At 70.7% G+C, this 20,738-nt stretch carries 14 protein-coding genes; 3 read left to right on the forward strand and 11 right to left on the reverse strand.

The annotated features are described in order from the left end of the window. Nucleotides 1–51: 51 nt before the first annotated feature. The 6 genes from ACFYMO_RS27545 to nrdR all read right to left on the reverse strand — a co-directional run bounded on the left by ACFYMO_RS27545 (nt 52) and on the right by nrdR (nt 7,363). Nucleotides 52–729, reverse strand: a complete 678-nt coding sequence (locus tag ACFYMO_RS27545) for a ribonuclease HII (RefSeq protein WP_366773691.1) — start codon at nt 727–729, stop codon at nt 52–54. Between the two features lie 203 nt (nt 730–932). Further along, the gene (locus tag ACFYMO_RS27550; RefSeq protein WP_366773690.1) at nt 933–1,949 is read right to left on the reverse strand and encodes an ADP-ribosylglycohydrolase family protein; all 1,017 of its coding nucleotides are present in this window, start codon (nt 1,947–1,949) and stop codon (nt 933–935) included. A gap of 12 nt (nt 1,950–1,961) precedes the next feature. Then, on the reverse strand, nt 1,962–2,621 hold the full coding sequence (locus ACFYMO_RS27555) for a histidine phosphatase family protein (protein WP_366773689.1): 660 nt from the start codon (nt 2,619–2,621) through the stop codon (nt 1,962–1,964). Between the two features lie 15 nt (nt 2,622–2,636). Beyond that, entirely contained in the window at nt 2,637–3,245 is a 609-nt protein-coding gene (locus ACFYMO_RS27560) for a YdbC family protein (RefSeq protein WP_388549712.1), read from the reverse strand. Nucleotides 3,246–3,651: 406 nt separating this feature from the next. Next, the gene (locus tag ACFYMO_RS27565) at nt 3,652–6,546 is read right to left on the reverse strand and encodes a vitamin B12-dependent ribonucleotide reductase (protein WP_366773687.1); all 2,895 of its coding nucleotides are present in this window, start codon (nt 6,544–6,546) and stop codon (nt 3,652–3,654) included. 163 nt (nt 6,547–6,709) lie between these two features. Continuing rightward, complete coding sequence (gene nrdR / locus ACFYMO_RS27570; RefSeq protein ID WP_388549715.1) at nt 6,710–7,363, reverse strand: transcriptional regulator NrdR; 654 nt, start codon at nt 7,361–7,363, stop codon at nt 6,710–6,712. 781 nt (nt 7,364–8,144) lie between these two features. Here nrdR and lexA point away from each other — a divergent pair. After that, complete coding sequence (gene lexA / locus ACFYMO_RS27575; RefSeq protein ID WP_366773685.1) at nt 8,145–8,954, forward strand: transcriptional repressor LexA; 810 nt, start codon at nt 8,145–8,147, stop codon at nt 8,952–8,954. Nucleotides 8,955–9,170: 216 nt separating this feature from the next. Here lexA and ACFYMO_RS27580 read toward each other — a convergent pair whose 3' ends face one another. The 4 genes from ACFYMO_RS27580 to ACFYMO_RS27595 all read right to left on the reverse strand — a co-directional run bounded on the left by ACFYMO_RS27580 (nt 9,171) and on the right by ACFYMO_RS27595 (nt 16,143). Beyond that, nucleotides 9,171–11,162 (reverse strand): ATP-dependent DNA helicase, encoded by a 1,992-nt coding sequence (locus ACFYMO_RS27580; protein ID WP_366773684.1) that lies wholly within the window; start codon nt 11,160–11,162, stop codon nt 9,171–9,173. Nucleotides 11,163–11,316: 154 nt separating this feature from the next. Then, a complete protein-coding gene (locus ACFYMO_RS27585) occupies nt 11,317–13,119 on the reverse strand; it encodes an IucA/IucC family siderophore biosynthesis protein (RefSeq protein ID WP_366773683.1) in 1,803 nt (600 codons plus the stop codon). A 72-nt stretch (nt 13,120–13,191) separates the two neighbouring features. Next, entirely contained in the window at nt 13,192–13,833 is a 642-nt protein-coding gene (locus tag ACFYMO_RS27590) for a GNAT family N-acetyltransferase (RefSeq protein ID WP_366773741.1), read from the reverse strand. Nucleotides 13,834–14,187: 354 nt separating this feature from the next. Further along, nucleotides 14,188–16,143 carry an IucA/IucC family protein gene (locus tag ACFYMO_RS27595; protein ID WP_388549718.1) on the reverse strand — a complete coding sequence of 652 codons (1,956 nt, stop codon included), beginning with the start codon at nt 16,141–16,143 and terminating at the stop codon, nt 14,188–14,190. Nucleotides 16,144–16,433: 290 nt separating this feature from the next. Here ACFYMO_RS27595 and ACFYMO_RS27600 point away from each other — a divergent pair, with 290 nt between their 5' ends. Continuing rightward, on the forward strand, nt 16,434–17,651 hold the full coding sequence (locus tag ACFYMO_RS27600; protein ID WP_366773681.1) for a trypsin-like peptidase domain-containing protein: 1,218 nt from the start codon (nt 16,434–16,436) through the stop codon (nt 17,649–17,651). A gap of 75 nt (nt 17,652–17,726) precedes the next feature. Beyond that, nucleotides 17,727–18,929 carry a hypothetical protein gene (locus tag ACFYMO_RS27605; RefSeq protein WP_366773680.1) on the forward strand — a complete coding sequence of 401 codons (1,203 nt, stop codon included), beginning with the start codon at nt 17,727–17,729 and terminating at the stop codon, nt 18,927–18,929. A gap of 105 nt (nt 18,930–19,034) precedes the next feature. Here ACFYMO_RS27605 and hflX read toward each other — a convergent pair whose 3' ends face one another. Then, complete coding sequence (gene hflX, locus ACFYMO_RS27610; protein WP_388549720.1) at nt 19,035–20,534, reverse strand: GTPase HflX; 1,500 nt, start codon at nt 20,532–20,534, stop codon at nt 19,035–19,037. Nucleotides 20,535–20,738 lie beyond the last annotated feature (204 nt).

Here is a 20,738-nt window from a genome sequence, read left to right on the forward strand (position 1 = left end):
CCCGCGACGGGGGTCCGGTACTGCGTGACGGCGCCGTCCGTTTGTGCCGGTTCAGAAGAGGCCGATCTGTTCTGTGGGCTCGCTCCGGTTGCGCTTGAGATGTTTCCAGCGGGTCAGGGCATCCATATACGCCCATGACAGCCGGTGGTAGGGAGTGGGACCGCTGCTTTCCAGAGCGGCCCGGTGGACGGGTGAGGGATACCCGGCGTTGTCCTCGAATGCGAACTCGGCGTGCTCTGCGGCGAGTCCGGCCATGAGGGCGTCGCGGCGCACCTTGGCGATGACGGAAGCGGCCGCGACAGCGACGCAGGACTGGTCGCCCTTGATCACCGTCCGCACCCGCCAAGGGGCTCCGAGGTAGTCGTGCTTGCCGTCGAGGATCACGGCATCGGGGCGTTCGGGCAGGCCGTCCAGGGCTCGGACGGCGGCGAGCCGAAGGGCGGCTGTCATGCCCTTGGCATCGATCTCCTCCGGGGTGGAGTGACCGAGCGCATAGGCACTGACCCAACTGACCAGTTCTTCGGCGAGCTCGCTGCGGCGGGGCTCGGGGATGAGTTTGGAATCGGTGAGACCGGCGGGAGGACGACGCAGACCCGTGATCGCGGCGCAGACCGTGACGGGTCCCGCCCAGGCTCCACGGCCGACCTCGTCCACTCCGGCGACGATCTTGGCGCCGGTGGTGGCGCGGAGCGAACGCTCGACGCGATGGGTTGGAGACTCGTACGGCATGGCAATAGCAAGCGTATCCGCTGCGAGGGCCGTGAGTTCAGGGGAGTCCGACAAAGTTGGCCCCGATCCCGGAAAGAGTCCGGAATCCGGCGCCGGTGATCGCGGAAGGCGGTGAAACAGTGACGGAGCGTCCCCGAAACCGGGAGTCACGCCCCTCGGATTCCCGTCGGGCGGCACCCGGCCCGCGTGGCGAGCGGCCGGGCTCAGCGCACCGCCTCCAGCAGCCAGGAGGGAAACCGCTCCGTGCGCTCGTGCCACTCCCGCGGAGGAGCCGCGTCAGGGCCGGCGGCTGCCACGATCCCGCCGACGATCGCGCATGTGGTGTCCACGTCACCACCGGCGCTCGCGGTCGCCCAGAGCGCCGCCCGGAAGTCCCCCAGGTTCCGGGCAGCGGCCCAGAGCGCGAAGGGGACCGTGTCCTGCGTACTGGTGCGCCGGCCGCAGCCGAGAACCGCCGCGACCGTGCCCACGTCGGCGTAGTCGAGCAGATCCACGGCGCGGCGCAGCCCCGCCTGCACGGCGCTGCGGGGGACAAGTTCCTGGACCCGGATGAGCAGGCTCTCGGCGGTCAGCGGAGCCGGTGCGGGTTCACCGCTGTCCGCGCCCGCCGTCCGTGCCGGGTCGGCGCCGGTACCGCGGCCGGCGGCATCCGGCCCGGCGGGAGGACCGTGCTCCGCACCGGCGACGAGGGCGGCCGCCGCCGCGACCGCCCGGGTACCCGCGACAGCCTCGGGGTGCCGGTGGGTGACCTCGGCGGAGCGTACGGCTTCGTCCGCCGCCCGCTCCGGATCGTCGGCGAACCAGGCACCCAGCGGGGCGACCCGCATGGCGCCACCGTTCCCCCAGGAACCCTGGCCGTCGAAGAGGGAGGCCGCCAACTCCCTCCAGTCCCCGCCCTCCTGGCGGATCAGGCGCAGCATCCGGTTCACCGCGGGGCCGTAGCCGCGGTCGAAGTCATGGCGCCGGGCGAAGGAGGCGGCCAGCGCGTCCTGGTCGGTGCGGCCGTGCGCAGCGAGTACGGCGACCACGGAGGCCGCCATTTCGGTGTCGTCGGTCCACTGCCAGTTCCCCGGGGGCGGTTCCCGGCGGCGCAGATAGGCGAGGTTGGCGGGGACGAAGAACTGGGAACCCAGAGCGTCGCCCACGGCGAGGCCGCGCAGGGCCGCAAGGGCGCGGGAGAGCCGCTCGGGGCGGGCGGGCTCGGACGGGAGTGCACTCATGTACCGACGATGTTAGCTGCGGCTTCCGTAGGGACGGGGGTCCTGCCAGCGCTCGAAGGGCCGGTCGAGGTGATAGCGGCCTTCAGGGCCGAGGAGGAGGGCGCGGGTCTCGCCGTTGCGCGGATTGGAGAGGCATTCGAACTCCTCCACCGTCCAGTGGAACCAGCGCATGCAGAACAGCCGCATCGTGAGCCCGTGCGTGACCAGCAGGACGTTCGGCGGATTGTCGGGCGCTTCGAAACTGCGCCACAGGCTCTCCAGGAAGGCCCCGGCCCGGTCGTAGACGTCGGCGCCGGACTCGCCCTGGGCGAAACGGTAGAAGAAGTGCCCGTAGGCGTCGCGGTACTTCTTCTGCTGGCGGACGTCGTCCCGGTCCTGCCAGTTTCCCCAGTCCTGCTCGCGAAGTCTGGGCTCCTCGCGCACCCGCATCTGGGCCGGACCGATCCCGAGCGCGGCGAGTGTCTCCCGAGTGCGGCGGTAAGGGGACACGAAGGCCGAGACGCGTTCCTCGCCGAGGATCTCGCGGAGCCGCCTGCCCGCCTCCTCCGCCTGCCGCCGACCGCGTTCGGTCAATGGCAGTGCGTGATCGGGCACGCGTTCGTAGATGCTGTCGTCGGCGTTTCCCTCCGACTCTCCGTGGCGGAGCAGGATGATTCGGCCAGGACGTGCCATGGGCTCCACCCTAGGTCAGACGGTCCACGACGGCTCCAGGTCGATGACGTCGCCGGTGACGCGGACGAGGTCGGCCCCGGTCCGGGCGCGCAGGGCCAGCCGCTCCACACGCTCAACCCGGTACTTTCCGTATTCGGCGGAGGAGTTCCACATCGACAGGACGAGGAATTCGTCCTCCGTGTTCGCCTGCGCGAAGACGCCGCGCAGCATGCCTGGCGAGCCCGCCATCGCCGGGTTCCACACTTTCTCCTGCATGAGCATGTAGTGCTCGATCCGGTCAGGTCGCACCCGGCAGTGTGCCACTCGCAGCAGGTCCGCGTCGGTGAAGACCGGGCGGAAGCCGGTCTTCACGTCGAAACGGTATTCGAAGAGCCTGACCTGCATCTCCTTGTAGGTGCCGAGTTGGGAGGCGTGCAGCCGATCGTGCGAGCGAGCCATGAAGGAGTCGTAGAAGGCCCTGCTTTCCCAGAAGCCGAAAAGGTGCACGACCCCGTCCCGGGACCGGCTCCATCCCCCGCCCTGCCCCCGGAAGCCGGGTTCGCCGAGCAGCCCCGCCCACTTCCGCTGTGCCCGTGCGAATCCCGGGCGGTCGACGACCGTGCAGCGCATCCACTTGACCAGCACCGCGCTATCGTACGGCCATCCCGGTGAGCTCTCGGACCGGTCGCGGGCGCAGGCGTACACCGCACTGATGTGCGACGACGCTCCCGTGAGCATCGGTCCCGCCACCGCCCAGGGGGCGGAGGCCCGGAGCGGAAGGTACGACGCCGCGGACCGTCATGGGCGAGGCGACGCCGGCAACCGCACCCCTCCTCATACTCCGGTGCGCGCACGCGACAGCCGGACCGACGGCCCGCGAGCGCGGTGTGTCGACGGCGCGCAGCAGCGGCACCGCAGGCAGGCTGCGGCACAGCAGAAGGGGGCACAGCGAAGAGGGAGCCGGCCCGGGGCCGGCTCCCTCTCTCATGTGCGGGTCGGCGGTCTCAGCAGCGGACCCCCGAGGATCCGCAGGACGCGGACCCGCCCGCGGTCAGCTGCAGCCGCTGGTCGAGCCGCAGCCCTCGCACAGGTAGCAGCTGCCCGCGCGGCGCATCTTGGTGCCGCAGGAGAAGCACAGCGGGGCGTCGGCGTTGAGGCCGAGTTGCATCTCCATCAGCTCGGTGGAGTTGTGCGCCTCGCGCGGGGCGGGGGCGGCAGCCTCCGGCTCGGTGGCCGTGCGCTGCTCGTCCTTGCTGTCCTTGGCCTCCTCGGCGGACGCCGCCTGCTCGGCCTTGGGAGCCGACTGGGCCAGGGCGTCCGCGTCGAACTCGTCCTCGGTCGCCTCGTAGGACCCCGTCTCCAGGTGGCGCTGGCGCTCGGCGGCGGAGTGGATACCCAGCGCGGAACGGGTCTCGAAGGGAAGGAAGTCCAGCGCCAGACGACGGAAGATGTAGTCGACGATCGACTGGGCCATCCGCACATCGGTGTCGTCGGTCATGCCGGCCGGTTCGAAGCGCATGTTGGTGAACTTCGAGACGTAGGTCTCCAGCGGGACCCCGTACTGGAGGCCGACGGAGACGGCGATGGAGAAGGCATCCATCATGCCCGCCAGGGTGGAGCCCTGCTTGGACATCTTGAGGAAGACCTCACCGAGACCGTCGTCCGGGTAGGAGTTGGCCGTCATGTAGCCCTCGGCGCCGCCCACCGTGAAGGAGGTCGTGATGCCGGGGCGGCCCTTGGGCAGCCGACGGCGGACCGGACGGTACTCGACGACCTTCTCCGGTTCGGGTGCCTCCGCCTTCTTCTCCTCCTTGGCCTTCGCCGACAGCGGCTGGCCGACCTTGCTGTTCTCGACGTAGACGGCGAGCGCCTTGGTACCGAGCTTCCACCCCTGGAGGTAGATCTCCTCGACGTCCTCGACGGTGCTGCTCGCGGGCATGTTGACCGTCTTGGAGATGGCACCGGACAGGAACGGCTGGGCTGCCGCCATCATCCGCACATGCCCCATCGGGGAGATGGACCGTTCGCCCATGGCGCAGTCGAAGACCTCGTAGTGCTCCGGCTTGAGGCCGGGCGCGTCCACGACGTTGCCGTGCTCGGCGATGTGCTCGACGATCGCCTCGACCTGCTCGGGCTGGTAGCCGAGGCGCTTGAGGGCCTTGGGCACCGTGTTGTTCACGATCTGCATCGAGCCGCCGCCGACGAGCTTCTTGAACTTGACCAGGGCCAGATCCGGCTCGACGCCGGTGGTGTCGCAGTCCATCATCAGGCCGATGGTGCCGGTGGGGGCCAGCACCGACGCCTGCGCGTTGCGGAAGCCGTTCTTCTTCCCGAGCCGCTGCACGTCCTGCCACGCCTCGGTGGCCGCGGCCCACACCGGGCTGTCCAGGTCGTCCGTGCGGGGAGCCGCGTCGTTGGCGTCGCTGTGCTGCGTCATGACGCGCCGGTGCGCCTCGGCGTTGCGGGCGTACCCCTCGTAGGGACCGACCACCGCGGCGAGCTCGGCCGAGCGCTTGTAGGAGGTGCCGGTCATCAAGGAGGTGATGGAACCGGCCAGCGCGCGGCCGCCGTCGCTGTCGTAGGCGTGTCCGGTGGCCATCAGCAGCGCACCGAGGTTGGCGTAGCCGATTCCCAGCTGGCGGAAGGCGCGGGTGGTCTCGCCGATCTTCTCGGTGGGGAAGTCGGCGAAGCAGATGGAGATGTCCATCGCCGTGATGACCAGCTCGGTCACCTTCGCGAAGCGCTCCGCGTCGAAGGACTGGTTGCCCTGGTCGTCGTCGCGCAGGAACTTCATGAGGTTGAGCGAGGCCAGGTTGCACGAGGAGTTGTCCAGGTGCATGTACTCGCTGCACGGGTTGGAGGCGGTGATCCGGCCCGTCTCCGGCGAGGTGTGCCAGCGGTTGATCGTGTCGTCGTACTGGATACCGGGGTCGGCGCAGACGTGGGCGGCCTCGGCCATCTTGTGGAAGAGCTTCTTCGCGTCCACCTCCTCGACGACCTCACCGGTCATCCGGGCACGCAGCGCGAAGTTCGAACCGGCCTCGACGGCCTTCATGAACTCGTCATTGACCCGGACCGAGTTGTTGGCGTTCTGGTACTGGACGGAGGCGATGTCGTCGCCGCCCAGGTCCATGTCGAAGCCCGCGTCGCGCAGGGCGCGGATCTTCTCCTCCTCCTTGACCTTGGTGTCGATGAACGCCTCGACATCCGGGTGGTCGACGTCCAGGACGACCATCTTGGCGGCGCGACGGGTCGCACCGCCCGACTTGATCGTCCCAGCGGAGGCGTCGGCGCCGCGCATGAAGGAGACGGGCCCCGAGGCATTGCCGCCGGAGGAGAGGAGCTCCTTCGAGGAGCGGATACGGGAGAGGTTCAGGCCGGCTCCGGAGCCGCCCTTGAAGATCATGCCCTCTTCCTTGTACCAGTCGAGAATCGACTCCATGGAGTCGTCGACGGACAGGATGAAGCAGGCACTGACCTGCTGGGGCTGCTTCGTCCCGACGTTGAACCACACCGGGGAGTTGAACGCGAAGATCTGGTGCAGCACGGCATAGGCGAGCTCGTGCTCGAAGATCTCCGCATCCGCGGGGGAGTCGAAGTACCCGTGCTTCTCACCAGCCGCCCGGTACGTCTTCACCACGCGGTCGATGAGCTGCTTGAGGCTGCTCTCCCGCTGAGGAGTGCCCACCGCGCCGCGGAAGTACTTGCTCGTAACAATGTTGACCGCATTCACCGACCAGAAGTCGGGGAATTCGACGCCACGCTGCTCGAAGTTGATCGAGCCGTCGCGCCAGTTGGTCATGACGACGTCGCGGCGCTCCCAGTTCACCTCGTCGTACGGGTGCACTCCGGGGGTCGTGTGGACGCGCTCGATACGCAGTCCGCTCTTCGCCTTGCCGCCCTTTGCGCGGGAGCCGCGTGCCGGGCCGCTCGTCGTCTCTGTCATTCCGCCTCCCTGTGTGGGGCATAACGCCCCAACATGCCCCGGTTCTTCCCCGAGAACTGTGCCTGTCTGATGACCCGGGCACGGTGCGTGTCCAGGTCAAGTCTCTGCGTGTGCCGAGGACGCACCCCGGCTGCCGGCCGCGTGACGCGGAGCGGCTCCCCGTTCAGTCCGCGGCGGCGGTGGAGGCCCCTTCGCCCCCGCGCGCCTGTCCCGCCCGGGAGCCCGGCGCCGGGTCTCCCCCGTCGGCGGGCGGCGGCACCTCGGGCAGTACCCGCGCCTCTCCCCCGGCGGCACGCCCCCTGCCCCCGCGGGCCCCCTCGGCACCTTCGCACTCACCGGCGGCTTCGTCCCCCCGAGCCCCGGGGGCGAGTGACTGCACCTCGCGCAGTTCGGATATGGCGGTCTCGAAGTCCTCCAGGGACTCGAACGCCTTGTAGACCGAGGCGAAGCGCAGATAGGCGACGAGATCGAGATCCTGGAGCGGGCCGAGTATGGCGAGTCCGACGTCGTGCGTGGACAGTTCCGCGCTCCCGGTCGCCCGGACGGCCTCCTCGACCCGCTGCCCGAGTTGGGCCAGCGCGTCCTCGGTCACGGGGCGCCCCTGGCAGGCCTTGCGCACCCCCGCGATCACCTTGTCCCTGCTGAAGGGCTCGGTGACACCGCTCCGCTTGATCACCGTGAGTGATGCGTTCTCGACGGTGGTGAAGCGCCTGGAGCAGTGGGGGCACTGACGGCGACGCCTGATGGCAGCTCCGTCGTCGGCCGTACGGCTGTCGACCACACGGCTGTCGGGGTGCCGGCAGAAGGGGCAATGCATCGTCTCCACCCTCCCAGGGCCCGCAGAGCCCTCACCGTGCATAACTGATCATGTCGCGGCGCCCCCGTCACAGGGACCCCTCGGCTGGCCTCCAGCATAGGCGACATCCCCACGGCGTGAGCACCCGGGGACACAACTTCTGGTGGCGCGCGCTCATCAAACCACTAGATCTGGTAGCCGAGAGGCAAGACGGTGACGACGCGTGTCGCCGTCCGGCACAGCCCACGACCCTACGCGAAGCGGGCCGCGGGAGAGCTCCTGGGGCACGCCTGCGAGACTGTGCCGGACGGCGGCGGCGCACCGCGCACCGGAGCGGCGGCACCGGAGGGCCAGAAGCGGGGCGAGGAGCGGCGGCGGCAAGGCCCGGAACCGCCGTGCCGCGAAGGCAGGAGTTCACCGAGAGCAGCGATTACGGACAGCGACAGGCGGCGGCGGAAAACGGCCGGAAATCGCCACGCCGGGACACAGCCGGCCGCCCTTCCCGGCGCCTCGGCGACGGGACCGCCGGGGGTGCCGGCTGCGGCAGGTGCGGCGCGGGCGCATATGGTTGAACGGCCGAACCGCTGATACGCGGGGAGACGAGCCGCGGACACGCGGGAGAACTGCGGGCATTCCGAAACGCTCGCTCCGGCTCCCATCGAGCGGATGTCGCGACCTATACACCCATCGAGCGGTAGAAGTCAGGTGAACTGCGGATTTTCACTCGAACGTGTGTTTGGCGCAACCTTTCGAAACCAACTACCGTTGTCCAGCTAGGGAGAACTTCTCGAGAGGGGCCGACGTGACCACGACCGCAGACAGCGCCACCATCACCTCCCAGAACCGCGCAGCTCAGGCAACAGCTCAGCCCATTGACGAAATTCAGCCGGTGAATGACGCCATGAACGCGGATATTCAGGACGGCCAACAAGCGAAGCGCTCGCTTCCAGGACGACCTCCAGGCATCCGCGCGGACAGTTCGGGACTCACCGATCGGCAGCGCCGGGTGATCGAGGTGATCCGCGATTCGGTGCAGCGGCGCGGCTACCCGCCGTCCATGCGCGAAATCGGTCAGGCCGTCGGGCTCTCCAGCACCTCCTCGGTGGCACACCAGTTGATGGCCCTGGAGCGGAAGGGTTTTCTACGCCGCGACCCGCACCGCCCCCGCGCCTACGAGGTGCGCGGCTCCGACGCGCCGAGCAGCACCCAAGCGGCCACCGACACCGCCGGAAAGCCGTCCGCCTCCTACGTCCCGCTGGTGGGTCGGATCGCCGCCGGCGGCCCGATCCTCGCCGAGGAATCGGTCGAGGACGTCTTCCCGCTGCCGCGCCAACTGGTCGGTGACGGCGAGCTCTTCGTGCTGAAGGTCATCGGTGACTCCATGGTCGAGGCCGCGATCTGCGACGGCGACTGGGTCACCGTCCGGCGCCAGCCCGTCGCGGAGAACGGCGACATCGTCGCCGCGATGCTGGACGGCGAGGCCACCGTGAAGCGCTTCAAGCGCGAGGACGGGCATGTGTGGCTGCTCCCGCACAACTCCTCGTACCAGCCGATCCCCGGTGACGACGCGACAATCCTCGGCAAGGTCGTCGCCGTCCTCCGCCGGGTCTGAGCACCGCGTCGGCAGACGACCGACAGACAGCGCTGCGGCCGGACGCTCGGTGACCGCGCCTCCTCGCCCCCGGCCGAAGGCTACGGGCCGCTGGTTCCCTCCACCCCCGGGACCGGCGGCCCGCCGTCGTACCGGGCGCGCAGAGCACGTCGAGGCGGCACCAGGTCCCCGGCCCCCGCGCTCCACTCCCGCCGCTCGTGCGGTCCGGGGACTCGGCTACGCCCTCTTGGCTGCCTCGTCGATGGCCGAAAGGGAGCGGCGGACTTGATTGCGGTCCGTCGTGTACCAGAAGTCGGGCATGGAAGTCCGCAGAAAGCCGCCGTAGCGCGCTCGCTGCAGCCGCGGATCCAGCACCGCGACCACACCCCGATCCCCCGTCGCGCGGACCAGCCGGCCGGCACCCTGGGCCATCAGCAGTGCCGCATGCGTGGCCGCCACTGCCATGAAGCCATTGCCGCCAGACTCCTCCACGGCCTTCTGCCGGGCGCTCATCAGGGGATCATCGGGGCGCGGGAACGGCACCCTGTCCATCACCACCAGTTGGCAGTTCGGTCCCGGAACATCCACGCCCTGCCACAGGGACAGAGTGCCGAACAGGCAGGTCTCCGCATCGTCAGCGAAACGTCTGATGAGCTCGCCGAGCGTCTCCTCGCCTTGGAGCAGGATCGGGAGTCCCAGCCTGCCCCTCAGTTCCTCAGCGGCAGCCCGCGCACCCCGCATGGAGGAGAAGAGCCCCAGAGTGCGCCCGCCCGCCGCTTCCACCAGCTCCGCGAGCTCGTCGAGCATGTCGCTGCGCTGAACGTCCCGGCCGGGAGGATTCAGATGTCCCGCGACGTAGAGGATGCCCTGCTTGCGGTAGTCGAACGGGGAGCCGACGTCCAGCCCGCTCCACACGGGCAGCCCGTCGTCCTCGCTCTTCCCTTCCGCCTCGGTCCCCCTGATCCCCTCCGGGGCGAGGCCGAGTGAGGCGCCGACCCCGTTGAAGTCCCCGCCCAGTTTGAGCGTGGCGGAGGTCAGGATGACGGACCGGTCGGTGAAGAGCTTCTCGCGCAGCAGCCCGGAGACGGACAGCGGTGCCACCCGCAGTGATGCTCCGTACCGCTCGTGTCGCTCATACCAGAGGACGTCGAACTCGGAGTGCTCCAGAATGCGTTCGGCGACATCGTGGATGTTCTCGATCGCCGCCTTGGCCTGCTTGCGGACCGCGTCCTCGTCCTGCACCGAGGAGTCACGTGTGTTGCCCAGCGCGCTGAGACAGCTTCGCCCGGCGTCGCGCAACGCCATCAGTGCGTACTCCAGGTCCTCCGGTACGGCTTCCAGCCGGCCCGGCAGGGCGAGCTCCATCAGCCGTTCGAAGGTCTCGGAGGCGGTCTGGAGCTGGTCGGCCGCTTTCTCGTCCACCAGCTTGGCGACGCGGCGCACCGCGCGGCTGACGCTGCCGGGAGTGAGCTCGCCGGTGGCCACCCCCGTCACGCGGGAGACCAGCTCGTGCGCCTCGTCCACGATCAGCACCTCGTGGCCGGGGAGTACGGGGGCGCCCTCGATGGCGTCGATGGCCAGCAGTGCGTGGTTGGTGACGATCACGTCGGCGAGCTTGGCCCGCTCGCGGGCGGCCTCCGCGAAGCATTCGGCACCATAGGCGCACTTGGACGCCCCGAGGCACTCGCGGGAGGAGACGGAGACCTGGCCCCAGGCGCGGTCGGAGACGCCGGGCTTGAGGTCGTCCCGGTCGCCCGTCTCCGTCTCATCCGACCAGTCGCGCAGCCGCAGCAGGTCCTTGCCGAGCTTGGAGGTGGGGGTGGCGCTCTCGAAGGGGTCGAAGAGGCCGTCCTCCTCTTCCTGCGGCACGCCCTCATGGAGTCGGTGCAGGCACAGGTAGTTCGACCGCCCCTTGAGCATCGCGAACTCCGGGCGACGCCGCAGCAGGGGGTGGAGGGCCTCGACGGTGCGGGGCAGATCGCGCTCGACCAGCTGCCGCTGCAGCGCGAGCGTGGCGGTGGCCACCACCACCCGTTCTCCGTGGGCCAGCGCGGGGACCAGATAGCCGAGGGACTTCCCGGTACCGGTGCCCGCCTGCACGAGGAGGTGGCGGCCGTCTTCGACAGCCTCGGCCACTGCCTCGGCCATAGCGGCCTGACCTGAGCGTTCCGTGCCTTTGACGGCGGTGACGGCGGCCTGGAGGAGTTCGGTGACGGCGGGCTTGCTCATAGACCCGACACCTTACGCGGCGCCACTGACACTCCGCTCGGCTGCTGCCCCGTCTGCACGATTCCTTCCGGCCATGACCGGATCAGCCCGGGCGGGAGCGCTCCGTATCCGTAAGGGGACGCTCGGTCCGGTCGGCGAGAGAGTGGCCGCGTCCTCAGTGCAGCGGATTGCGCACCGTCCCGTGCACGGCCGCGTGCGGGCGCTCGGACCTGTCGCGGTAGCCGTCCGCGTGCAGCCGGTTCCGGTTGAGACAGAGGCGTTCGATGCGCGGCGTCAGCAGGTCGAACGTCTCGAAGCGGGGTTTCAGCACCGGGAAGCGGGCCTGGTAGCGGTCGATCTCGGCCCGTACGAGTGACCAGAAATCGCGCTCGCTCACCCCGAGCTGGGCCTCGCACAGCGGGGCGAGATAGCGGAAGACCCCCACGAAGAGCGCGGAGTGGATGAACTGCGTCAGGAACGTGGGAGGTTCGCTCAACAGGACCCCCCGGATGTCCCCCGGCATGGAGTCGAGCTCGGGAACCGGCTCGGCACTGACATTGACGTCGTCCACGAAGTCCTTCATCGCCAGCCGGGTCGGGACGTCGCGCTCGTCGAAGACGACGATGGCGTTCTCCCCGTGCGGCGAGAAGACGGTGCCGTAGCGGTACAGAAAGTGCAGCAGCGGCGGCAGCAGCGCCGCGAACAGGTGCCTGAGCCAGATCCGGGGCTCCAGGCCCGAACGCGCCACCAGTTCGGCGGTCAGGGAGTTGCCCTCCACATCGGTGTGGATCAGGGAGGCGAGCGTGCGGGCGCGCTCGTCGGAGTCGAGCAACGGGGCGAGGGGCTCGCGCCAGATGCAGCCGAGCAGTTCGCGGTACTGATAGGGCACGTCGCCGAGCGGCTCGTACACCGGGTGCGGGACGCCCACCGAGGCGACCTCGCCCAACAGGATCACCCGGCACTCCTCGGCGAGGAACGGATCCTGGTCCCGCAGTCCCTGCACCCAGCCGGTGACGGACGGCGCGGCGAGAGTGCGGTCGGTCGGCAGGCCGCGCCAGACGAGTGTGTTGAGGATGGCGAGCGGCAGCTTGACGGTGTGCCGGTCGGGCCTGCTGACGTTGAGGAATGTGCGGATGGACTGCTGGGGCAGCCGCATGTCCCCGTCGGTCGGCAGCGGAAGGATCTCCTGCGCCGCCACCTGGGGGGCGAACAGCGGCACGACGGTCTCGTCCCACTGCCAGGGGTGTACGGGCATGCAGAGGTAGTCCTGGGGCGCGAGACCGCGCGAGCTCAGCCGCTCCCGGAACGCGTTGCGCGTCTCCGCGCCCAGCTCGCGTGCGTACAGCTCCCCCGCCTCGGCGAGCCGCGGCGTGCCGCGGTACTGCGCCAGCCGCCGGTGCACCGCGAGCCAGGGCAGCGGCTGCGCCGTGCGGGCCTCGGGCGCCCAGTGCGCGACGTCGCCGCCGGAGAAGCCGAGCCGTCCCTTGTTGGCCACCAGCCAGGGATGTCCCGTCATGTGCCCTTCCAGCTCCGCGTAGCCCAGCGAGGCGAGGGCGGCGGCGGGCAGTTCGGAGGACAGCAGCCCCGCGTCCGCGGTGAGTGTGGCGGTCAGCTCGCGGAGGTAGTGGCCGGCCGTCTCACCACTGAGCCCCAGCAGGGACCTGGCCCGGGAGACGAAGCTCAGCGGATCCGGAGCGGGCTCCAGCGAGGAGGCGTCGACACTCCAGTGCCCGTAGGCGCCGCGGCGGGCCCGGAAGCGGACGGTGAGCTCCTCGTCCACGCGCAGGGCGTAGCAGCCGGGACCACCACCGGGTGCGGACTGCGGCTGGAGGATCTCCTCGTAGGAGAACTCGGCGATCAGCTTGGCCAGCAGTCGCCGGGAGGCACGGGCCCAGTGCTCCGGCCCTCTTCCGAGGCCGGCGGGGACGGATAGCGGGGCTACGTCACGTGAGGAGGACGAGGAGGAGGTTCGGGACACGGAGGTTGCTCCTTGCGGGAGGCGTGGATTCAGATGGCGGTGGCCGCACGGCGCACGGCAGCGGCCACCGGGTCAGAGCGCGTGGCGCGGCTCGCGGTCCCGCACCATCAGGGCCGCGCGCTTGCCGGGGAGCTCGATCTCGCCGCTGCGCCGGAACCCCGCGCCGAGGAACGCGGCGAGCGAGGGGGCGTTGCGCACGTCGGGCTCGGCCAGGACGCGCGTGCACCGGGGGCGCTGCGCCAGGACGAGATCGGTGACCGTGCGCAGCAGCAGCGTGCCCAGGCCTCTTCCGCGGTGTGCCGCGCCGCCGAGGAGCAGATGCACCCCGGTGTCCTGCGGCCACACCCGGCAGTACCGGGCGAGCGGGTCGAGGTCGGCACGGTAGAGCTCCCAGTAGCTCATGGGTACGCCGTCGAGGACTCCGAGACAGGGAACACTGCGCCCGTCGCCGTCCAGCTGGGGCCGCACATGTGCCTCGGTCACCCGTTCGGGGCCGGCGAGCTCCCAGAAGTCCGCCACCACCGGGTCGTTCATCCAGCCGGTGAGCAGCGGCAGGTCGCCGGGGAGCCCGACCGGCACGAGCCGGAAGAGGCCGGCCCCGGTCGGGACCGCGGGCCAGCTTCCGGGGGCGTCGAGCAGATCCGCCGGCTGAGGGGCGGTGTTCCCGTAGGTGGGGGAGGCCGCGGCCGAAGCGGCCGGACCTGGGGTGTCCACGTCGACGCGGACATCGTCGGGTGCTCGCGCGCCGCGCGCCGCGGAGGGCGGTACGGGGGCGCCCGCCCCGGCGTCCGTGTGCGCTTCCGAAGCGCCGGCAGCGGCGCGGGAGGGTTCGGCGGCGCTTCGGTCCGGTGCGGCCGCGGCGCGGTGCGGCCGGCCGGCGCGGTGCGCGGCGGAGTCCCGGGCGGAGGCGTCCGGGTCCCGGTCGGAGGTGGTGAGGGGATCGTCGCTGCGGGTGCCGGAGCCGGGCTCCACCGGTTCCGCTTCGGCGTTACCGGCAGGCGGCGCGGAGCCCGGCTGAGGGTGCGGCATGACGACGTCTCCTCTCCTGGGGCGGCCGGAGGCCAGGGGTCAGGGGGCTAGCGGGTTGTCGAGGGTGACGTAGACGGACTGGGTGTCGACCGGGCCGACGAGCTCGTCCATGCCGTGCAGCCGGGTGAGCAGGTTCGCCTTGCAGCGCAGCGTCGGGGAGTCGAGGAGCAGCGCGGGCAGCGGTGAGGCCGGTTCCTGGCGTGCCGCTTCCTGCAGAAAACGACGGAGTCCCGCGAGCAGCACCGTTTCGTCAGCGAGCTGCTGGGCACCGAACGCACCGATGAGGCCCAGGATGTTGTTGATGCCCAGGTAGTAGGTGAAGCGTTCGTCGGTGACGTCGTCGGCGACGAAGGTGTCGCTCTCCACACCCAGCTCCGGGCCGGGCAGCTGGCGGGTGAGTGCGTCCCGGTGCGACGTGCGGAAGTAGTACCCCTGGTTGTCCCGGTAGCGTCCGCCCGTGGGCCAGCCGTGTGCGTCCAGCAGAACGAGGGTGTTCTGCTGGTGCGCCTCCAGGGCGATGCCCCCGTGTGCGTCCAGCCAGAGGATCGGCCCCACCACACTGTCCAGATAGCGCAGGAACCACTCGGCGGCCACCGCCCCGACCGGCCGCCTGGTGTGCCGGGCGAGCGCGTGCACCACGGCCCCGAGCCGGGAGCGCAACGCGCCGGACGGGCCGGGGTTTCCGGAGGTGTGCGGGGCGGGGACGGGCGCGGTCAGTCCGGCGACGCAGACGGCGTCCTCACCCGCGCCGAAGGGGTTGTGCCGTACAACGGTGTCGAAGCCGGGCACGCGCCCCTCACCGGGGACGTCGACGCCGAGCCAGGCCGGGTCGCGCACGACGTCGAAGCCGGGGTGGGCGGCGCGCCAGGCACGGCCGAGACCACCGCGGAGCAGCCGGTGCATCTCCACGCCGCGCAGCAGTTCCTTGCGGAGGTTCTCGCGGCGCGAGTTGGTGATGCGCAGCCCCACCGAGAGCTTGAGCATCGCGCTGCTGTCCGCCCGGAAGACCGTGCGCACCGAGGAGGTGGGGCTCCAGCTCTCCCCCGTCCGGCCGAGGTCGTGCAGGAGTCCGACGTCCAGCAGGGCCCGGACCACGCGGCTGTGCTGTACCTCCCGGGCCTGCCACGGGTGCAGCGGCAGCGGTACGCATTCCTCGGGCAGGCGGCCGGCGAGTGCCCGCCCGCTCAGGCGCAGCGCGAGCTGGGTGACCGGGACGGGCTTGCCGCGGTCGGTCCAGGCGGAGTCCCCCGCGAGCACCGAACGGTGCACCGCCATCCAGTGCAGCGGGAAACTGCCGCGCAGTTCGGGCGAGTAGGCGCCCTCCTCCGCGTCGGAGAGGCCCTCGCGGCTCTTGGGGGTGGGGTGCAGGGGGTGGCCGAAGAGCAGCGCCTGCTCGCCGTCGAGGAACGGTCCGGTGCCGGGCGGGGGCGCGGGGTGGTCGCGCCTGTCGGCGAGGAACCGCGCGGTGCGCTGCACGGAGTCGGCGACCCGGCCCACGAGCGCGGCGTTCTCCGCTCCCGCGCCCTCTGCCGGGTCCCCGGCGGAGCCGGGGGTCCGGGCGGCGTGCACGGCTTCGCGTCCGATCAGGGCGGCGACCGCGACGGCCTGCAGCGGGGCGGCGGTCTCCGGCGCGCCCTCCAGGTGCGGCGGGTCGAAGCGGTGCCAGCCGACGGGCGACCAGTGCCGTACCGGAACCAGCAGCGCGGTGCCGCTGGCGGACAGCGGGATGCGCAGCACTCCGTTCCGGGGGGCTTCGGGAGCGGTCTCGCGGACCCAGCAGCGCAGCAGGTTCTCCACCGCGGCGGCGTCGGCCGCCGCACGGGGATCCGGGTGTTCCAGCGGATCGCGACGCGGCCGGTGTGCATGGTGCTCCGGGGACTCCTGGTCGGAAGGCGCGAGACGGCGCTCCTGCTGGGGGACCGTCGGCTCGATCAGGTCGGCGAGCCTCCGACGGACCGGTTCCGTCGGCTCGTCGGCTCCGGAGCGCGCATTCACTGAAGTCTCCTCCGCTGGTGTCGACCGGGCGCGCCGGGCAGCGAGCCACTGTCCCCCGTACGTACCAACGAGGTGAACGGCCCCCGATCACGGCCTGCGTGAAGTTCCCTCCACGGCCCCCGTGGAACGCGGAGCACTCGGGGGCGCGTGTGGAGGTCGTACGCCCCGGGGAACCGCGGACCCTGCTGTGCCCGTCCCGAACACCACCGGGCATAGTGGGGGCCGCCCTCACCCGGCGAGGTGCATGACAAGTCAACAGGCACGAGATCCACTTCAGGGGGAGTTCACCGATGCCATCGATAGCCAGGTCCGCGCGGCGCCGGCCGGCGCTGGCCGCGGCAGCGGTCGCCGCCGTGCTGGCGGTCACCGCAACCGCCTGCGGCCCGGAGGACGACAACGCCGACGCCAAGGCCGACTCGGCCTCCTCGCAGGAGGCGAGCCGCGACGCCAAGAAGGACCTGGGGCTCCCCGACGACCTCCCGAAGGACCTCCCGACCTCCCTGGACGACCTGGACGCCTGGAAGAACGGCGCCTGGAAGAACTGGGACCGGGACAAGTGGCTCAAGGAAGCCAAGGACTTCTTCAACCCGATCATCGACGATCTGTGGGACCCGGACCGCATGAAGGACGCGGACGGGAACGACCGCGAGGTCGACGACTCGGACATCGACGACAGCCCGAGCGGCGGCAGCGACGGCACCGGTGAGGACGAGGGCGTCACCGACCCGAAGCCCGAGGCGGTCAAGGCCGCCGCGGTCAAGACGCCCTACACCAAGGACGATCTGCCCGTCGGCAAGGTGTTCATGGACACGCCCAAGGGAGCCATGGTCTGCTCCGGCTCCGTGCTGAAGGACCCGCGCCACCCGGGCAAGTCCAACCTGGTCGCCACCGCGGGACACTGCGTGCACGGCGGGGCGGGCAAGGGCTGGTACCGCAACGTGGTCTTCGTTCCCGACTACAACCCCACCGGGCTGTCGAACAAGCAGCTCGCCACCGCGTCGCAGAGCCAGGTCGCGCCGGACGGCATCTGGTGGGCCAAGCGCGCCCGTACGACCAAGCACTGGATCCAGAACGGCGCCGAGCGCGGCGGCAAGGGCGCCCAGCAGGACTTCGCCGTGCTCCAGGTCCAGCCCGAGGACAAGAGCAGCGCATCGCTGGAGGAGAAGGCCGGCGGCGCGCTGCAGGCCACCTTCACCACGCCGCGGGTCAAGTCCATCAAGAGCCTCGGCGCCGTGGGCTATCCGGCCGCACCGCCCTTCGACGGCTCCCGGATGTACCGCTGCGACGACAAGCCGGGCCGGCTGACGATCGACCCGCAGCAGCCCTCGATGTACCGCATCGGCTGCACCATGACGGCGGGTTCGTCCGGCGGCCCCTGGCTGGACTCCTCGGGCACCCGGCTGCTGTCGGTGACCTCCATCGGCCCGATCACCGCCGACTGGCTGGCCGGTGCCCGCCTCGGCAAGGAGGCCAAGGCCGTCTTCGACACGGTCAGCAAGGAGGGCTGAGCGCCGATGCGACCGGAAGAACACCGTGCGCGCCAGGCGCACCTCTCGTACGGATCCTCAGGGGGACCTCGGATCATGCCACGCATACGCAGGGCCGGACCCGGACGTCCGGTGCTGGTCACCGCGGCACTCGCGGCGACGCTCGCCCTCACCGCCACCGCCTGCTCGGGCGGCGACGACTCGGGCAAGAAGGCGGACGCCAAGCCGGCCGCTTCCGATTCCGCTCAGGGCGGCGACGACGGGAAGGACAGGATCGGCCTCCCCGACAAGCTGCCCGAGGACCTGCCCACGTCGATGAAGGACCTCGAGGGGTGGAAGAAGGGCGCCTGGAAGGACTGGGACAAGGACCAGTGGGTGCGTGAGGCCGAGGACTTCGTCAACCCCTACATCAAGGGCCACTGGGACCTGGGGCGGATGAAGAAGGCCGAGGACAACGAGAAGAAGGTCCCGAAGGACATCGAGAGCACCTCCGGCGCCGCGAACACCGCGGAACCGCGCCCGGTCAAGGCGCAGGCCGTGAAGACCCCGTACACCCGGAACGCGGCTCCGGCCGGCAAGGTCTTCATGGACACCCCGGAGGGCCCGATGGTCTGCTCCGGCACGGTCGTCAAGGACCCGCGCCACCCGGGGAAGTCCAACCTGGTGGCCACCGCCGGGCACTGCGTCCACTCCGGCAGGAGCGGCGGCTGGCTGCGCAACATCACCTTCATCCCGGCCTTCAACGACAAGGGCCGCTCCATGCCGGCCGTCAACAGCGCCCCGCCGCGGGAGGTCGCGCCGTACGGCCAGTGGTGGGTGAAGTGGGCCCAGACCAGCAACTACTGGATCCAGAAGGGTGCCAAGTCCGGCGGCGGGGGCTCCCAGCAGGACTTCGCGGTGCTGCGCGTGGAGCCGGTGAACAAGTCGGGCAAGTCGCTGGAGGAGACCGTCGGCAACGCCATCAAGGTCAACTTCCACGCGCCCTCGTCCTCCCGGATCAAGGGAGTCAGCAACTACGGCTACCCGGCGGCTCCGCCCTTCGACGGGGCCAGGATGTACTCCTGCACCGACCGCCCGGGCGCGCTGACGATCGACCCGCAGCAGCCCGCGCTGTACCGCATCGGCTGCACCATGACAGGCGGATCCTCCGGCGGCGCCTGGCTGATCAAGGGCTCGGGCGGCAAGCCCGAGCTGATCTCGGTCAACTCCATCGGCCCGCACCCGGCCACCTGGCTGGCGGGGCCGCGGCTGGGGGCGACCGCCAAGGCGGTCCTCGACGCCGCCAGCAAGAAGGGCTGACCCTGCTGTGCGCGCCGGGTACCGGCGCGCACAGCGGACGAGGGCCGTTCCTCCCGGTCTCCGGGAGGAACGGCCCTCGTTCTCGTTCCGGTGCGATACGCGCTGCTACGGCCTGGCGGCCAGCGGCTGGAACCCGCGCAGCTCCGCGGCGAGTTCCTCGTGCACCCGCGCCTTGAGCAGGGTGCCCTGTTCCACGTGCTCCTCGGAGAGCACCTCGCCCTGGGAGTGCACGCGGGAGACCAGCTTGCCCTCGGTGTAGGGAAGCAGCACCTCCAGCTCCACGGACGGATGCGGCAGCTCGTTGTCGATCAGCTCCCGCAGCTCGTCGACGCCCTGACCGGTGCGGGCGGAGACGACCAGTGCGTGCTTCTCGGTGCGCAGCAGCCGCTGCAGGACCAGCGGGTCGGCGGCGTCGGCCTTGTTGACGACCACGATCTCGGGCACCTCGGCGGCGCCCACCTCGCGGATGACCTCGCGCACGGCGGCCAGCTGCTCCTCCGGCGCGGGGTGTGCCCCGTCCACCACGTGCAGGATCAGGTCGGCGTCGCCGACCTCCTCCATGGTGGAGCGGAACGCCTCCACCAGGTGGTGCGGAAGGTGCCGGACGAACCCGACCGTGTCGGCCAGCGTGTAGGCCCTGCCGGTGGGGGTCTCCGCCTTGCGCACCGTCGGGTCGAGGGTGGCGAACAGCTGGTTCTCCACCAGCACACCCGCGCCGGTGAGGCGGTTGAGCAGGGAGGACTTGCCCGCGTTGGTGTACCCGGCGATGGCGACCGACGGCACCTTGTTGCGCCGCCGGTCCTGCCGCTTCACGTCGCGGCCGGTCTTCATCTCCGCGATCTCGCGGCGCATCTTCGCCATCTTCTCGCGGATCCGCCGCCGGTCGGTCTCGATCTTGGTCTCACCGGGACCACGCGTGGCCATCCCGCCACCCGCCGAGCCGGAGCCACCGCCACCCATCTGCCGCGAGAGCGACTGTCCCCAGCCCCGCAGCCTGGGCAGCATGTAGTTCATCTGGGCCAGTGCCACCTGCGCCTTGCCCTCCCGGGACTTGGCGTGCTGGGCGAAGATGTCCAGGATCAGTGCCGTGCGGTCCACGACCTTTACCTTGACGACGTCCTCGAGGTGGATGAGCTGGCCGGGAGTGAGCTCGCCGTCACACACCACCGTGTCCGCGCCGGTCTCCAGCACGATGTCCCGCAGCTCGGCGGCCTTGCCGGAGCCGATGTAGGTGGCCGCGTCGGGCTTGTCCCGACGCTGGACGACTCCGTCGAGCACCAGCGCGCCCGCCGTCTCGGCGAGAGCCGCCAGCTCGGCGAGGGAGTTCTCCGCGTCGTCCGCGGTGCCGGATGTCCAGACGCCGACCAGTACCACGCGCTCGAGGCGCAGCTGCCGGTACTCGACCTCGGTGACGTCCTCCAGCTCGGTGGAGAGACCGGCCACGCGGCGCAGTGCCGCACGCTCCGAGCGGTCGAGCTGCTCACCGTCACGGCTTTCGTCCAATGCGTGACCGGGAGTGACGTCCTCTTCCATCAGGGCGCCGGCTCGGCGGTTCGTCTTGGCGGTGCGCTGGCCGTTCTGTGGAAGGGAAGAGGAGTGGGTCAAGTGGATCCTTAGGTCGACGGACTGTTGCGTACCGAACAACGCCGCAGCGGCGCGGAAGATTCCCGGCGCGCGCCGGCCCCTCGGGGCCCGCCGCGCGGCGCCGCGCGGCCACAAGGATGGTCGCACGGCGCCCCAACGGCGTCACCCGTATTTGCCGCCACTCGCCCGGGCCGGTCGGCGCGGACGGACCGGCCCGGGACCGCG

Origin of the sequence: Streptomyces sp. NPDC007025 (assembly GCF_042869455.1) — a bacterium.
GTDB lineage: Bacteria > Actinomycetota > Actinomycetes > Streptomycetales > Streptomycetaceae > Streptomyces.

What these genes read in the sequence shown, in the direction of transcription:
- ACFYMO_RS27600 (WP_366773681.1), top strand. Translation starts at nt 16,434, where the DNA reads ATGCCATCGATAGCCAGGTCCGCGCGGCGCCGGCCGGCGCTGGCCGCG.
- ACFYMO_RS27605 (WP_366773680.1), top strand. Translation starts at nt 17,727, where the DNA reads ATGCCACGCATACGCAGGGCCGGACCCGGACGTCCGGTGCTGGTCACC.
- ACFYMO_RS27550 (WP_366773690.1), bottom strand. Translation starts at nt 1,949, where the DNA reads ATGAGTGCACTCCCGTCCGAGCCCGCCCGCCCCGAGCGGCTCTCCCGC.
- ACFYMO_RS27580 (WP_366773684.1), bottom strand. Translation starts at nt 11,162, where the DNA reads ATGAGCAAGCCCGCCGTCACCGAACTCCTCCAGGCCGCCGTCACCGCC.
- ACFYMO_RS27555 (WP_366773689.1), bottom strand. Translation starts at nt 2,621, where the DNA reads ATGGCACGTCCTGGCCGAATCATCCTGCTCCGCCACGGAGAGTCGGAG.
- nrdR (WP_388549715.1), bottom strand. Translation starts at nt 7,363, where the DNA reads ATGCATTGCCCCTTCTGCCGGCACCCCGACAGCCGTGTGGTCGACAGC.
- ACFYMO_RS27545 (WP_366773691.1), bottom strand. Translation starts at nt 729, where the DNA reads ATGCCGTACGAGTCTCCAACCCATCGCGTCGAGCGTTCGCTCCGCGCC.
- ACFYMO_RS27565 (WP_366773687.1), bottom strand. Translation starts at nt 6,546, where the DNA reads ATGACAGAGACGACGAGCGGCCCGGCACGCGGCTCCCGCGCAAAGGGC.